A 15,637-nucleotide genomic window follows, 5' to 3' on the forward strand; every position below is an offset into this window, starting at 1 on the left:
AACCCCGCCCCGGACATCAACGGCCGGCGACCGGTACGCCCCGGACTCAGTCCCGGAGCAACTGCACTGCCTGCCGGGCGAGTTGGGTATCCATCGCGCCCGACCGGCTCCCGGCGATCCCCGACCTCATCAGGGCCGCCCCCTCGACCAACGCCACGAACGTCTCGGCCCGCGCCCGACAGAACTCGGCGGACCACTCCGGCCGCCCCTGCTGCACGAACGCCTCTACATGGGCCACGTACTTCTGGTAGAACTCCCGGACCACCGCGGCGATCTCGTCATCCCGCGCCGCCAGCGCCCACACCTCGACGTACAGCCGAACCAGCTGCGGGTCATCCTGCTCGGCCAGCACCACCGCCACCACCCGGGCGGGTTCCGCCTGACCACCCTCCGGCACCTCGATGACCGACGGGTCCTCCCGGCTCAGCCGCAGCCCCGTCGTCTCCGCCAGCCGCGTGAGCGAACGGTCCAACGCCCGCTCCAACACGGCCTTGATCAGGTCCGCCCGGGTCGGGAAGTAGTGCTGCAAATGCCCGACCCGCACGCCCGCCTCACCGGCGATGGCCCGCAGCGACGCATCCGCGTTGCCCTTGGCGACCAGTACGGACTCGGCGGCATCCAGCAGACTCGTCCGCCGCAGGCTCCCCTGCCGCGTCAGCTGCGGCTTGCCGCCGCCCTTCTCCTCGCTCATGACACCGTGACCTCGACCCCTGCCTTCTCCAGAGCGGAGATGACGTCCTGCGGCACCGGCGTCATCTCGGGGAACACCACCCCGGTGGGCGCCTCGGCGCCATCCGCACCCAACACCCGACGCAGCCCCAACAGCCCGCCCAGCGCGGTGAGATGGGCCTGCCCGGCGGCATCCTTGACCACCGCGCTACGACGCTCCCCGCCCCGCCCACGGACATCGATCCGCAGCAGCGCGCTACCACCCTCACCGGGCGAGTACAGCATCGACCGACGGGTCTTCTCGAACGAGTCGCCCCGCCCCCACCGGAAGAACCCGGTCTTCTTCAACGCCAGCAGCGTCGACGTCGACGAGTTCGCGCTGAACCCGATCCGCGTGATCGCGGTGTCCAGCCCCAGCACCAGCGGCAGCGTGAACTGCTCCGGCGTGTCGATCCGCGCCACCTTCGTCCGGTGCTCGCCGATCTGAACGAACCCGGCGTCGCTCAACGGCATGATCATCCGCCGCTCGCCGTTCTCGGTGACCTCGTAGTCCAGCCCCAGCCGGTCCATGAACTCCACCGAGTCCGTACCGGCCCGGTCCTTCAGGTCGTACCGGATGGCGATCTGCACCCCGGCCGCACCGCCCAACTCGGCCGACAGCGCCGCGGTGACCAGCGCACTGACCCCGCCCATCCAACTCGACGAGAGTAGTACCGGCGCCTTCGGCGGGTTGACCGCCGCAACCGCCGTGGCCCGCTGCAACCGCGCCGTCCACCGCGTGATGTCCACATACGGCACCCCGCCCCGGATGGCGGCCAGCATCACCCGGTCATCCGGGTCGTTCACCGTACTGATCACGGCCCGGACCTTCGCCGAGAACGGCTCCGGATCACCCAGGTCCCAGCGCCGGACCTCCGCCCCCACCTCCTTCGCCAACGCCTGCCCCTTCTCGGGCGTACGCCCGGTGAGCAGTAACGGCCAAGAGGGGGCGGCGAGCCGGGTCAAATCGCCACCGACGGTCCCATAACCGCCGACCACGAGCACCGGACCATTCACATCAAGCTGGAGGTCATCGTCCACAGTGCCGACATTAGGTCACGCGACCTAGGAACTCAACGTCCGCCATTGTCGCCCCCGTCACATAGAGTCGACACCCGACAAGCCGTCACCTACCGCCCACCCCCGAGGAGTTGAGCCCCCACATGCTCATCGAGCACGTCCTCCCCCCACACGCGGTGGGCGAGGACGCCCTCGGTGACCCGCCCGCCACCGCCCCCACCGGCCTCTTCCCGATCGAGGAACGCGAGATCGCCCACGCCGGCGAGAAGCGCCGCCGCGAATTCACCACCGCCCGCCAGTGCGCCCACCGCGCCCTGACCCGCCTGGGCCTCCCCCCGACCCCACTACCCCCCGGCCCCACCGGCGCCCCCACCTGGCCCCCCGGCATCACCGGCAGCATCACCCACTGCGACGGCTACCGCGCCGCCGCCGTGGCCCGCACCGCCGACCTCCCCCACCTCGGCATCGACGCCGAACCCCACGCCCCCTTGCCGCCCTTGGTCCGCGACGGCATCACCACCCCCACCGAACGCACCCACCTCCAGGACCTCGCCACCACCCACCCGGACATCCCCTGGGACCGCCTCCTCTTCAGCGCCAAGGAATCCGTCTACAAGACCTGCGCCCCGCTCTCCCCCCGCCCCCTCCAATTCGACGACGCCGAAATCACCTTCACCCCCACCACCGGCACCTTCACCGCCCGCCTCCTGCTCCCCTGGCCGGCCGACGTCCCCGCCCCCGTCCTCCCCGGCCGCTGGCACACCGCACACGGCATCCTCCTCACCGCCACCGCCCTCCCCCGCCCCTCCTGACGCCCCTGCCGCACCGCATTTCCAGCACAACGCAAAAAAGCCTCGTTCCCCGAGTCGAAACTCGGGGAACGAGGCTTTATCAAAATTTGTTCGGCGGCGTCCTACTCTCCCACAGGGTCCCCCCTGCAGTACCATCGGCGCTGAAAGGCTTAGCTTCCGGGTTCGAAATGTAACCGGGCGTTTCCCTAACGCTAAAACCACCGAAACACTATGAAGATAACCAACCGGAGCATGACTCAACAGTCGTTACTTCAGAACCTACACAGTGGACGCGAGCAACTGAGGACAAGCCCTCGGCCTATTAGTACCAGTCAACTCCACACCTTACGGCGCTTCCATATCTGGCCTATCAACCCAGTCATCTACTGGGAGCCTTACCCCATCAAGTGGGAGGGAGCCCTCATCTCGAAGCAGGCTTCCCGCTTAGATGCTTTCAGCGGTTATCCTTTCCGAACGTAGCCAACCAGCCATGCCCTTGGCAGAACAACTGGCACACCAGAGGTCCGTCCGTCCCGGTCCTCTCGTACTAGGGACAGCCCTTCTCAAGACTCCTACGCGCGCAGCGGATAGGGACCGAACTGTCTCACGACGTTCTAAACCCAGCTCGCGTACCGCTTTAATGGGCGAACAGCCCAACCCTTGGGACCGACTCCAGCCCCAGGATGCGACGAGCCGACATCGAGGTGCCAAACCATCCCGTCGATATGGACTCTTGGGGAAGATCAGCCTGTTATCCCCGGGGTACCTTTTATCCGTTGAGCGACGGCGCTTCCACAAGCCACCGCCGGATCACTAGTCCCTACTTTCGTACCTGCTCGACCCGTCAGTCTCACAGTCAAGCTCCCTTGTGCACTTACACTCAACACCTGATTACCAACCAGGCTGAGGGAACCTTTGGGCGCCTCCGTTACTCTTTAGGAGGCAACCGCCCCAGTTAAACTACCCACCAGACACTGTCCCTGATCCGGATCACGGACCCAGGTTAGACATCCAGCACGACCAGAGTGGTATTTCAACAACGACTCCACACCAACTGGCGTTGGCGCTTCAAAGTCTCCCACCTATCCTACACAAGCCGAACCGAACACCAATATCAAGCTATAGTAAAGGTCCCGGGGTCTTTCCGTCCTGCTGCGCGAAACGAGCATCTTTACTCGTAATGCAATTTCACCGGGCCTATGGTTGAGACAGTCGAGAAGTCGTTACGCCATTCGTGCAGGTCGGAACTTACCCGACAAGGAATTTCGCTACCTTAGGATGGTTATAGTTACCACCGCCGTTTACTGGCGCTTAAGTTCTCAGCTTCGCCCCACCGAAATGGAGCTAACCGGTCCCCTTAACGTTCCAGCACCGGGCAGGCGTCAGTCCGTATACATCGCCTTACGGCTTCGCACGGACCTGTGTTTTTAGTAAACAGTCGCTTCTCGCTGGTCTCTGCGGCCACCCCCAGCTCAGGAAGCAAGTTCCCTCACCAGAAATGGCCCCCCTTCTCCCGAAGTTACGGGGGCATTTTGCCGAGTTCCTTAACCATAGTTCACCCGAACGCCTCGGTATTCTCTACCTGACCACCTGAGTCGGTTTAGGGTACGGGCCGCCATGAAACTCGCTAGAGGCTTTTCTCGACAGCATAGGATCATCCACTTCACCACAATCGGCTCGGCATCAGGTCTCAGCCTTAACGTGTGACGGATTTACCTACCACACGGCCTACACCCTTACCCCGGGACAACCACCGCCCGGGCTGGACTACCTTCCTGCGTCACCCCATCGCTTACCTACTACCACCTTGGGTCAACGGCTCCACCACGTCCCTTTGTCCGAAGACTCCAGGCCGGCTTCACGGCTTTAGCATTAATGGATTCGATATTGGGCGTTTCAAAGCGGGTACCGGAATATCAACCGGTTGTCCATCGACTACGCCTGTCGGCCTCGCCTTAGGTCCCGACTTACCCTGGGCAGATCAGCTTGACCCAGGAACCCTTAGTCAATCGGCGCAAGAGTTTCCCACTCTTGTATCGCTACTCATGCCTGCATTCTCACTCGTGAACCGTCCACAACTCGTTTCCACGGCTGCTTCACCCGGCACACGACGCTCCCCTACCCATCACGATCCCCGTTGGGGGTAATATCGCAATGACACGACTTCGGCGGTGTACTTGAGCCCCGCTACATTGTCGGCGCGGAATCACTTGACCAGTGAGCTATTACGCACTCTTTCAAGGGTGGCTGCTTCTAAGCCAACCTCCTGGTTGTCTCTGCGACTCCACATCCTTTCCCACTTAGCACACGCTTAGGGGCCTTAGTCGATGCTCTGGGCTGTTTCCCTCTCGACCATGGAGCTTATCCCCCACAGTCTCACTGCCGCGCTCTCACTTACCGGCATTCGGAGTTTGGCTAAGGTCAGTAACCCGGTAGGGCCCATCGCCTATCCAGTGCTCTACCTCCGGCAAGAAACACACGACGCTGCACCTAAATGCATTTCGGGGAGAACCAGCTATCACGGAGTTTGATTGGCCTTTCACCCCTAACCACAGGTCATCCCCCAGGTTTTCAACCCTGGTGGGTTCGGTCCTCCACGAAGTCTTACCTCCGCTTCAACCTGCCCATGGCTAGATCACTCCGCTTCGGGTCTTGAGCATGCTACTCCACGCCCTATTCGGACTCGCTTTCGCTACGGCTTCCCCACACGGGTTAACCTCGCAACATACCGCAAACTCGCAGGCTCATTCTTCAAAAGGCACGCAGTCACGACGCACCAAGCAAGCTTGATGCGCGACGCTCCCACGGCTTGTAGGCACACGGTTTCAGGTACTATTTCACTCCGCTCCCGCGGTACTTTTCACCATTCCCTCACGGTACTATCCGCTATCGGTCACCAGGGAATATTTAGGCTTAACGGGTGGTCCCGCCAGATTCACACGGGATTTCTCGGGCCCCGTGCTACTTGGGTGGTTCTTAAGCAAGCCGCTAATGTTTCAGCTACGGGGGTCTTACCCTCTACGCCGGACCTTTCGCATGTCCTTCGCCTACATCAACGGTTTCTGACTCGCCGACCGGCCGGCAGACCGATCAAAAGAACTCCCACAACCCCAACCACGCAACCCCTGCCGGGTATCACACGTGACTGGTTTGGCCTCATCCAGTTTCGCTCGCCACTACTCCCGGAATCACGGTTGTTTTCTCTTCCTGCGGGTACTGAGATGTTTCACTTCCCCGCGTTCCCTCCACACTGCCTATGTGTTCAGCAGCGGGTGACAGCCCATGACGACTGCCGGGTTTCCCCATTCGGACACCCCCGGATCAAAGCTTGGTTGACAGCTCCCCGGGGCCTATCGTGGCCTCCCACGTCCTTCATCGGTTCCTGGTGCCAAGGCATCCACCGTGCGCCCTTAAAAACTTGGCCACAGATGCTCGCGTCCACTGTGCAGTTCTCAAGCAACGACCAGCCACCCGTCACACACCCACAAAGGATGCTTCACCGAGGCCGGCATCGCGAAGGTCCAGACCACAGTCCGTACCCTCAGACACCCAACAGCGCGCCCAACACGACCAGTCGAAAACTTGCGTTCCACGCCGAAGCAGTACTAACAAACCCAACCCATCGCGCCGAATAGTCAACGTTCCACCCATGAGCAACCAGCATCAGACACTCGCCGATGTACTGGCCTCTGACCAAGACAAGCTCGGTAAGAAGTGCTCCTTAGAAAGGAGGTGATCCAGCCGCACCTTCCGGTACGGCTACCTTGTTACGACTTCGTCCCAATCGCCAGTCCCACCTTCGACGATTCCCTCCCACAAGGGGTTGGGCCACCGGCTTCGGGTGTTACCGACTTTCGTGACGTGACGGGCGGTGTGTACAAGGCCCGGGAACGTATTCACCGCAGCAATGCTGATCTGCGATTACTAGCAACTCCGACTTCATGGGGTCGAGTTGCAGACCCCAATCCGAACTGAGACCGGCTTTTTGAGATTCGCTCCACCTCGCGGTATCGCAGCTCATTGTACCGGCCATTGTAGCACGTGTGCAGCCCAAGACATAAGGGGCATGATGACTTGACGTCGTCCCCACCTTCCTCCGAGTTGACCCCGGCAGTCTCCTGTGAGTCCCCATCACCCCGAAAGGCATGCTGGCAACACAGAACAAGGGTTGCGCTCGTTGCGGGACTTAACCCAACATCTCACGACACGAGCTGACGACAGCCATGCACCACCTGTACACCGACCACAAGGGGGGCACTATCTCTAGCGCTTTCCGGCGTATGTCAAGCCTTGGTAAGGTTCTTCGCGTTGCGTCGAATTAAGCCACATGCTCCGCTGCTTGTGCGGGCCCCCGTCAATTCCTTTGAGTTTTAGCCTTGCGGCCGTACTCCCCAGGCGGGGAACTTAATGCGTTAGCTGCGGCACGGACGACGTGGAATGTCGCCCACACCTAGTTCCCAACGTTTACGGCGTGGACTACCAGGGTATCTAATCCTGTTCGCTCCCCACGCTTTCGCTCCTCAGCGTCAGTATCGGCCCAGAGATCCGCCTTCGCCACCGGTGTTCCTCCTGATATCTGCGCATTTCACCGCTACACCAGGAATTCCGATCTCCCCTACCGAACTCTAGCCTGCCCGTATCGAATGCAGACCCGGGGTTAAGCCCCGGGCTTTCACATCCGACGTGACAAGCCGCCTACGAGCTCTTTACGCCCAATAATTCCGGACAACGCTCGCGCCCTACGTATTACCGCGGCTGCTGGCACGTAGTTAGCCGGCGCTTCTTCTGCAGGTACCGTCACTCTCGCTTCTTCCCTGCTGAAAGAGGTTTACAACCCGAAGGCCGTCATCCCTCACGCGGCGTCGCTGCATCAGGCTTTCGCCCATTGTGCAATATTCCCCACTGCTGCCTCCCGTAGGAGTCTGGGCCGTGTCTCAGTCCCAGTGTGGCCGGTCGCCCTCTCAGGCCGGCTACCCGTCGTCGCCTTGGTGAGCCATTACCTCACCAACAAGCTGATAGGCCGCGGGCTCATCCTTCACCGCCGGAGCTTTCCACACACAGAAGATGCCTCCGTGTGTCATATCCGGTATTAGACCCCGTTTCCAGGGCTTGTCCCAGAGTGAAGGGCAGATTGCCCACGTGTTACTCACCCGTTCGCCACTAATCCCCTCCCGAAAGAGGTTCATCGTTCGACTTGCATGTGTTAAGCACGCCGCCAGCGTTCGTCCTGAGCCAGGATCAAACTCTCCGTGAATGTTTACCGGTAATCCGGTGTGACACTCGCGTTGAGCGGAACCACGAGGAGGAATAATCCTCACGGTTCACAGCGTCCTCGCTGTGTGCCTCCCAAAAACTTGGAAGGACTTTCAAAGGAACCTCATCTCCATGATGGAGACGGGGTATCAACATATCTGGCGTTGACTTTTGGCACGCTGTTGAGTTCTCAAGGAACGGACGCTTCCTTTGCGCCTGTTTCACCAGGCTCTCCGGGCGCTTCCCTTCGGTCTTGCGTTTCCGACTCTATCAGATCCTTTCGGCCCTGACTTTCGCCGGCGCGATTCGGCCTTTCGGCTTCTTCGCGGTTCCAACCTTACCAGATCCGTTTCCGTCTCTGGCCCCCTGCTGGAGCGGGGTCCAGCCGCTTCGCTTTCGCTTTTCGGCCTTTCCGACTTTATCAGATCTGTTTTCCGTTCCGGCCCGCATCTCGGTGAGTTGCGGTCGGTTCGAATTTCGATCCGATTCCCCGTCGGCGGGGTGTTCACTACGTTAGCGGAATTCCTCGGTGACGCCTAATCAGACACCCGGAATGAATTTCGACATGCGGAATTCAGTCCCGTTGAGGGCCGTGCAGTAGTGAGTTGCCGCGAAGCGGCGGGATGGCTGTCCGGGGCCGTCGGCTCCGTGACAACTCGGAGAACACTACACGAGCGGATGGGGTGCTTCAAACCCGTGCGGCTTCAGGGGCTGACGGGTACTTTGGGGGCATGACCGCGCATGTGCTCGTACAGCTGTGGTGGCCCGCCTGACGGCGGCCGCATCAGCAGCGCATGCATGACCACGGCCGCCGCTTCGGCGGCCGTTTGCGTTTCTCCCTTCGTCACCGGCCGGTGCAGGCGGCGGTCCCGGTGCGAGTGAGGGACGGATGAGCGAGAAGGTCGGGACGGCGGAGACCGCGGCGCGGGTGTTCAGCGGGGTGCAGCCGACGGGGCACCTGACGCTGGGGAACTACCTCGGGGCGGTGCGGCGGTGGGTCGTGGAGGACCAGCACCGGGCGGATGCACTGTTCTGTGTGGTGGATCTGCACGCGCTGACCGTGGAGCACGATCCGGCGCGGGTGCGCAGGCTCAGTCGGCAGGCGGCGACCTTGTTGTTGGCGGCGGGGCTGGATCCGGAGCGGTGCACGGTGTTCGTGCAGAGCCATGTGGATGAGCATGCGCGGCTGGCGTATCTGATGGAGTGCACCGCCGGCGTCGGTGAGGTGCAGCGGATGGTGCAGTTCAAGGAGAAGGCCGCGCGGGAGGAGGCGGCCGGGGTACGGCTGTCGTTGCTGACGTATCCGACGCTGATGGCGGCGGACATCCTGGCGTACGGGACGGATGAGGTGCCCGTGGGTGAGGACCAGACGCAGCATGTGGAGCTGACCCGGGACCTGGCGGTGCGGTTCAACCGGCGGTACGGGCGGGTGTTCGTGGTGCCGCGGGCGTCGCTTCCGGCGGTGGCGGCGCGGGTGATGGACCTTCAGGATCCGCGGTCGAAGATGGGCAAGGGGTCGGCCGGGCGGAACGGCGGCGCCGGGGTGATCCATCTGTTGGACGAGCCGGATGTGGTGCGGCGGAAGGTGCTGCGGGCCGTGACGGACGGGGGGACGGACGTGGTGTACGACCGGGACGAGCGGCCGGGGGTGGCGAATCTGCTGGAGGTGCTGGCGTCCTGCCGGGAGGGTGCCGATCCGGCCTCGCTGGCGGCGGCGTACGGGTCGTACGGGGCGCTGAAGCGGGACGTCGCGGAGGCCGTGGTGGAGCTGTTGCGGCCGGTGCGGGAGCGGCACGCGGAGCTGGCGGCCGATCCGGGTTACGTGGACGGCGTGCTGCGGGCCGGGGCAGAGCGGGCGCGGGCGATGGCCAGGCCGCGGGTGGATGCGGCGTATGAGGCTGTGGGGTTGTTGCCGGCAGGTCGGTAGCCCGTAAGTCAGTAGCCCGTAGGCCCGTAGGGGGGAGGGGAACAGATCCCGTAGGGGGTGGGAGGGCCCCCTACGGGACCCACAACGGTGTGGGGCGGGGTGGTATTCCCGGCGGGTTGTGGGCGGTGTTCGTTGCTGAGTTCGTGGCGGTGTCCGCTGCGGTGTCCGCTGTGGTGTTCGTGGCTGAGTTCGTTGCGGTGTCAGTTGCTGTTGCCGGTGGCCAGTTCGCGGCTGCGGTCGCGGGCGGCCTCCAGGGCGGCGATCAGGGCGGCGCGGACGCCGTGGTTCTCCAGTTCGCGGATGGCGTTGATGGTGGTGCCCGCGGGGGAGGTGACGTTCTCACGAAGCTTGACGGGGTGTTCGCCGCTGTCGCGGAGCATCACCGCGGCGCCGATGGCGGCCTGGACGATCAGGTCGTGGGCCTTGTCGCGGGGCAGCCCGAGCAGGATGCCGGCGTCGGTCATCGCCTCGACGAGGAAGTAGAAGTAGGCCGGGCCGGAGCCGGAGAGGGCGGTGGCGGCGTCCTGCTGAGACTCCGGGACGCGGAGGGTCTTGCCGACCGTGGAGAAGATCTCCTCGGTGAGGGTGAGGTGGGCGGCGGTGGCGTGGGTGCCGGCGGAGATGACGGACATCGCCTCGTCGACGAGGGCCGGGGTGTTCGTCATGACCCGGATGACCGGGGTGTCGGGGGCCAGCCGCTCCTCGAAGTAGGAGGTCGGGATGCCGGCGGCGCCGCTGATCACCAGGCGGTCGGCGGGGACGTGCGGGGCCAGCTCGGTGAGCAGGGTGCCCATGTCCTGGGGCTTGACGGTGAGGATCAGCGTGTCGGCGGCCTTGGCGGCCTCGGCGTTGCTGACCGCTTCGACGCCGTAGCGGGTGCGGAGCTGTTCGGCGCGCTCCGGGCGGCGGGCGGTGACCAGCAGGTCGGACGGCGCCCAACCGCCGCGGATCATGCCGCTGAGCAGGGCCTCGCCGATTTTTCCGGTGCCGAGTACGGCGACCTTCTGGGTCATGCGTTCACCTCGCCGGTGGTGCGTGGTCAGGTCGGTGCCATCCTCGCACCGGTGGGTGGCGGTGTGCCGGGGTGTCCACGGAGCGGGCGGCGGGCGGCAGCGGGGGCGAACAGCCGGGCCCGGTGTTCCCGGGCGGGCGCGGACCGGAGTACGGAACAGAGTGCGGCGCAGAGTGCGGCGCAGTCGTAATCGGAACGGGACGGTCGAAGCGGCAGAAATGCCCGTATGGTCGGGGAACTTGTGTTCACCATCCGTCCCCGGTCCGAGGAGTGCCGTGCCACGCCGCCCCCTCCGTAGATGCGGTGCCGTCGCGGCGCTGTCCGTCGCCCTGCTGCTGTCCTCCTGTACGTCCGGGGGTACGGCCGTCAAGGGGGCCGCGGGCGGCGGCGGGCTGGGCGACCCGCTCTTCCCGGCGCTCGGCAACGGCGGCTACCGCGTCAGCCACTACGGGCTCGACCTCAGCTACGACGTGGCCGAGCAGCATCTGGACGGCACCGCAGCGATCACCGCCGAGGCCGGTGCGGACCTGCGGTCCTTCCAGCTCGACCTCCAGGGGATGACGGTGACCGGCGTACGGGTCGAGGGCCGGGACGCGGAGTTCAGCCGCAAGGGGCACAAGCTGGTGGTCCGGCCGGCCGGACGGATAGCCAAGGGCGACACCTTCCGGACGACCGTCCGGTACCGCGGGACGCCACAGGAGATGCGGGACGCGGACGGGGCAGTGGAGGGCTGGGTCAAGACCGCCGACGGCGCGTTCGTGGCCGGGGAGCCGGCGGGGTCGATGACGTGGTTCCCCGGCAACAACCACCCGGGCGACAAGGCCAGCTACGACTTCCGGATCACCGTGCCGCAGCGCTACACCGCGGTCGCCAACGGGGAACTGAAGTCGAAGCGGACCGCCGGCGGGCGGACCACCTACGAGTGGCACAGCGCGGAGCCGATGGCCAGTTACCTCGCGACCGCGACGATCGGGACGTTCGACGTCCAGGAGTCCCGTACGCCGCAGGGCCTGCCGGTCTACGTCGCGGTGGACCCGCGGGAGGCCGCGGCCAGCCGGAAGCCGTTGTCCCGGCTGCCGGAGATCCTGGCGTGGGGGGCCGAGCTGTTCGGCCCGTACCCGTTCGCGTCGGCGGGCGCGATAGTGGACCGCACACCGGACCGGGTCGACTGGGGGGCGCTGGAGACCCAGACCAAGCCGGTCTACGCCGGGGCGCCGGACACCTCGACGGTGGTGCACGAGACCGCCCACCAGTGGTTCGGCGACTCGGTGACGCCGAAGACCTGGCAGGACACGTGGCTCAACGAGGGCTTCGCGACCTACGCCGAGTGGCTGTGGGAGGAGCGTGAGGGCGGCCGGACCCCGCAGGAGCAGTTCGACGCGCTCTACGACGGGGACGAGGACCACGAGCGCTGGGACTTCCCGCCCGGCGAGCCGGCGACCGCGGCGGACGTGACCGGGACGCCGGTCTACGAGCGCGGTGCGATGGTGCTCCAGCAGCTGCGGAACGCGGTCGGCGACGAGACGTTCTTCTCGATCCTCAAGGAGTGGCCCGCCGAGTTCCGGCACGCCAACGCCAATACCGAGGACTTCATCTCGTTCTGCCGGGACCGTACGGACGAGGACCTGACCGACCTATTCGACGACTGGCTGTACGGGGAGGGGCAGCCGGACTGGGAGTACGACGCCGCCTGAGCCCGGCGGGACGGGCGCCCGCCGGGCGCACGGCGTTCACAGGTCCGCGAAGTCCAGGTGCCCGAGCTTGTCGGGATTGAGCACCGCGTCCACTTCGACGATCCGCCCGTCGTGCACCGTGAAGGCGAAGACCCCGGACGGGTACTCCCCCGACGCGTCGGCGAAGACCACGCCCAGGGCGCCGTTGACGTCCCGGACCGCCAGCCGCATGGTCGCCGGGGCGAAGTTGCGGGTGATCAGGCCCCAGACGTAGCGGGCGACCTTGTCCCGGCCCAGCACCGGCCGGCGGGCCGCGGAGACCTTGCCGCCGCCGTCCGAGCGCCACACCACCTCGGGGTCGAGCACGGTCAGCAGCGCCTCGAAGTCCCCGCCCGTGACGGCCGCCAGGAACGCCTCGACGGTGCGCCGGTGCTCGACCCGGTCGACGGTCCGGCGCGGCGCCTCGGCCCGGACCCGGCGGCGGGCGCGCGAGGCCAACTGCCGCACCGATTCCGGGGTGCGGCCGACCGCTTCGGCGATCTCCGGGAACGGCACCGCGAAGACGTCGTAGAGGACGAACGCGGTGCGCTCGGCCGGGGTGAGCCGCTCCAGGACGGTGAGCAGCGCCATGCCCACCGACTCGTCCAGGGTCACCCGCTCCTCGGGGCCATCCGGGACGCCGGCGCGGGCGACGCCGACCGGCCCGCCGGTGGCGGCGTCGAGCACCGGCTCCGGCAGCCACGGCCCCACGTACGTCTCGCGCCGGGCCCGGGCCGACCCCAACAGGTCGTAGCAGATCCGGCTGACCACCGTGGTGAGGAAGGCGCGCGGGCACTCCACCGGCGGCTCGTCGGGGAGCGCCTGCCAGCGCAGCCAGCTCTCCTGCACCGCGTCATCGGCGTCGCTGACCGTCCCCATGATCCGGTACGCCACGCCCCACAGCCGGCCCCGCAACTCCTCGAACTGCGCCAGTCGTTCGGCCCGGACCTGCCCGTCCGGCGTCCCGTGTCCCCGCTCCGCCATCGTGTGCTCCCGCCTCCCTGGTCCCGGCCGCGGCGCGGTCACCGGCGGTCACCGGGGCAGGGACGACGCTACGGGGTGGGGGGTGACGGGGCGGGATGCGGGGTGACGGGGGCTCAGGGGGCGGGGCGCCGGGCGACCGTGAGGTCGAGGGCGTATGCCTCCTCGACCTGGCCGTCCGGGAAGTCCTCCAGGAGGGCGGCCCGTTCGTCGGCGGGGACGGGGGCGGCGGCCACCGGGCCGAGGGCGGCGAAGTACGAGCGGCTGCCGAGCATCGCGAGGTGGGTGGCGAGCGGGACGGTGCGGGTCCAGTGCAGCACCCGGCATGGGGGTCCCCTCTGCTCCTTAAGAGCTTGGGGGAGGGCGCAGGCCCAGCCCCAGGCCGCGGATCAGGTCGGCGGCCTCCGGTGCGACGCTGTGGGCGTGGTAGCCGGGCAGCCGGCGGGCGAGCCGGGCCTCTTGGGCGGCGGCCCACGGGGTGTCCGGGTCGGGCACGTTCCACCAGAGCGCCAGCGCGCCGCCCGGCCGCAGCACCTTCATCGCTTCCGGAACCGAGCGGGCCGGGTCAGTCCAGTGCCACGCCTGCGCGTAGCTGACGAGGTCGAAGGCGGCCCGGCCGGCGAACGGCAGGGCGTCGCCACTGGCCCGGACGAGCGGGATGTCGGGGTGTCCGGCGCGGAGTTGGGCGGCCATCGCCGCCCCCGGCTCCACGGCCGTGACCTGCGCGCCGCGCGCCCGCAGCAGCCCGCTGGCGATGCCGGTCCCGGCGCCGACGTCCAGCACCCTCCCCCAAGCTCATATGGAGCAGGGCGACCCCCATCCCGGCCAGCGACCGCGTCGAAGGCCCGGGCGAGGGTGGCGTGGTCCGGTGTCTGCAGTGGCTGCGGTGGCTCGGGGGGCACCGATGACTCCAACGGCTCGGGTCGTTGTGATGGTTGTGATGGTTGTGGGGGCTGCGGTGACTGTGATGACTGCGGTGTCGTCATGGCAGGCATCCTGCCCAGGGCCCGCCGGAATCGCGGCCTCCTCCTGAAAAATGGCCCGGCGGCCGGAACGAACGGCCCGACGGCCGGCAAGAATGGCCCGGCGGCCGGCGTGGAGCCGACCGCACGGCCGGAGCCGCCCCGACCAGGGCAACGGCCGGACGACGGGGGAAAAGAGGACACCATGCGCGCACGCGGCATCAACTACGACACCGGATTCCTGCCCGGGGACGAGATCTCGCGGAAGGACTTCAACGAGGCGGTGGTGCGCCGGGACATGGCCGTGATCGCCCGGGAGCTGCACTGCGACGCGGTGCGGATCTCCGGTGGGCGGCCGGAGCGGCTGAGCACCGCGGCACGGTGCGCGGTGGAGGCCGGACTGGAGGTGTGGTTCGCGCCGTTCCCCGTGGACCTCACGCCCGACGAGTTGCTGCCGTTCTTCGCGGAGTGCGCGCGGCGGGCGGAGGAGGTCCGGCGGTCCGGGGCCGAGGTGGTCTTCGTCGCCGGGTGCGAGCTCAGCGCGTTCTGCAAGGGCTTCATCCCCGGGGACGGCTACGGCGAGCGGCTCCGGGCGATGGCCACCGCCGACCTGGACTGGTGGATGTCGCTCGGCCCGGTGGCGGAGCGGCTGAACGCCGTCCTCGCCGAGGTGGCCGCGGTCGTCCGGGCCCACTTCGGGGGCCGGGTCACCTACGCCTCCGGGCCCTGGGAGGAGATCGACTGGACGCCGTTCGACCTGGTCGGGGTGGACGCCTACCGGGCCGCGTACAACGCCGACACCTTCCGGGAGGAGCTGCGCGGGCACGCCGCGCACGGCAAGCCGGTCGCGGTGACCGAGTTCGGCACCTGCCCCTACGAGGGCGCCGGCGAGCTGGGCGGCTTGGCCTGGCAGCCGCCGGCCGGCGCGGTGCCGGACGAGGGCGAGCAGGTGCGGTACTTCACCGAACTCCTCGACGCCTTCGAGGCGGAGGGGGTGGACACCGCGCTGTGGTTCACCTTCGCCGGCTTCGGCAGGGTGACCCGGGACGCGGACCTCTCCTCCTACGGCGTGGTGCGGATGACCGACGCGGAGGCGCACTGGGAGCCGCGGGAGGTGTTCCGGGCGATGGCCGAGCGGTACGCCGCCGGCAGGGGCATCAGCCGTACCACCGGCCGTGCCACCGGCCGGGACTGACCAGGGCGCGGTGGGGCGGGGAACCGCCTAGCCGCGCTTCTTCCCGGACCCCGACCCCGGCCCCGGCCCCGACCCG

8 protein-coding genes, 3 rRNA genes and 1 pseudogene are annotated in these 15,637 nt (G+C 66.7%); 4 read left to right on the forward strand and 8 right to left on the reverse strand.

What is annotated here, in order from left to right; all coding sequences use genetic code 11:
- Nucleotides 1-46: 46 nt before the first annotated feature.
- Both ACO0M4_RS40565 and ACO0M4_RS40570 read right to left on the reverse strand, forming a co-directional pair.
- Nucleotides 47-691: a TetR/AcrR family transcriptional regulator gene (locus tag ACO0M4_RS40565; RefSeq protein WP_430376295.1), complete on the reverse strand. Its 645-nt coding sequence runs from the start codon at nt 689-691 to the stop codon at nt 47-49.
- The gene (locus ACO0M4_RS40570; RefSeq protein ID WP_430376385.1) at nt 688-1,713 is read right to left on the reverse strand and encodes a saccharopine dehydrogenase; all 1,026 of its coding nucleotides are present in this window, start codon (nt 1,711-1,713) and stop codon (nt 688-690) included. Before ACO0M4_RS40570 ends, ACO0M4_RS40565 begins: the two co-directional genes overlap by 4 nt.
- A 158-nt stretch (nt 1,714-1,871) precedes the next feature.
- On the opposite strand from ACO0M4_RS40570, the gene ACO0M4_RS40575 reads away from it, so the two are divergent.
- Entirely contained in the window at nt 1,872-2,540 is a 669-nt protein-coding gene (locus ACO0M4_RS40575; protein WP_430376296.1) for a 4'-phosphopantetheinyl transferase family protein, read from the forward strand.
- Nucleotides 2,541-2,628: 88 nt separating this feature from the next.
- On the opposite strand, the gene rrf is transcribed toward ACO0M4_RS40575, so the two are convergent.
- From rrf to ACO0M4_RS40590, 3 genes are all read right to left on the reverse strand, one after another.
- Nucleotides 2,629-2,745: ribosomal RNA gene (rrf, locus tag ACO0M4_RS40580) — 5S ribosomal RNA — on the reverse strand.
- A gap of 76 nt (nt 2,746-2,821) precedes the next feature.
- A 23S ribosomal RNA gene (locus tag ACO0M4_RS40585) occupies nt 2,822-5,943 on the reverse strand.
- A gap of 301 nt (nt 5,944-6,244) precedes the next feature.
- A 16S ribosomal RNA gene (locus ACO0M4_RS40590) occupies nt 6,245-7,773 on the reverse strand.
- Together the 16S, 23S and 5S rRNA genes form the textbook arrangement of a ribosomal RNA operon.
- 888 nt (nt 7,774-8,661) lie before the next feature.
- On the opposite strand from ACO0M4_RS40590, the gene trpS reads away from it, so the two are divergent.
- Entirely contained in the window at nt 8,662-9,699 is a 1,038-nt protein-coding gene (trpS, locus tag ACO0M4_RS40595; protein ID WP_430376297.1) for a tryptophan--tRNA ligase, read from the forward strand.
- 200 nt (nt 9,700-9,899) lie between these two features.
- Here trpS and proC read toward each other — a convergent pair whose 3' ends face one another.
- Complete coding sequence (gene proC, locus ACO0M4_RS40600; protein WP_430376298.1) at nt 9,900-10,712, reverse strand: pyrroline-5-carboxylate reductase; 813 nt, start codon at nt 10,710-10,712, stop codon at nt 9,900-9,902.
- A 274-nt stretch (nt 10,713-10,986) separates the two neighbouring features.
- On the opposite strand from proC, the gene ACO0M4_RS40605 reads away from it, so the two are divergent.
- Nucleotides 10,987-12,405 carry a M1 family metallopeptidase gene (locus tag ACO0M4_RS40605; RefSeq protein ID WP_430376299.1) on the forward strand — a complete coding sequence of 473 codons (1,419 nt, stop codon included), beginning with the start codon at nt 10,987-10,989 and terminating at the stop codon, nt 12,403-12,405.
- 36 nt (nt 12,406-12,441) lie between these two features.
- On the opposite strand, the gene sigJ is transcribed toward ACO0M4_RS40605, so the two are convergent.
- Together sigJ and ACO0M4_RS40615 are read right to left on the reverse strand one after the other, a co-directional pair.
- Nucleotides 12,442-13,407, reverse strand: a complete 966-nt coding sequence (gene sigJ, locus ACO0M4_RS40610) for an RNA polymerase sigma factor SigJ (protein WP_430376300.1) — start codon at nt 13,405-13,407, stop codon at nt 12,442-12,444.
- 113 nt (nt 13,408-13,520) lie between these two features.
- A pseudogene (locus tag ACO0M4_RS40615) lies at nt 13,521-14,390 on the reverse strand (class I SAM-dependent methyltransferase).
- Between the two features lie 181 nt (nt 14,391-14,571).
- On the opposite strand from ACO0M4_RS40615, the gene ACO0M4_RS40620 reads away from it, so the two are divergent.
- Complete coding sequence (locus ACO0M4_RS40620) at nt 14,572-15,561, forward strand: hypothetical protein (RefSeq protein ID WP_430376301.1); 990 nt, start codon at nt 14,572-14,574, stop codon at nt 15,559-15,561.
- Nucleotides 15,562-15,637 lie beyond the last annotated feature (76 nt).

Origin of the sequence: Streptomyces sp. RGM 3693 (assembly GCF_050471125.1) — a bacterium.
GTDB lineage: Bacteria > Actinomycetota > Actinomycetes > Streptomycetales > Streptomycetaceae > Streptomyces.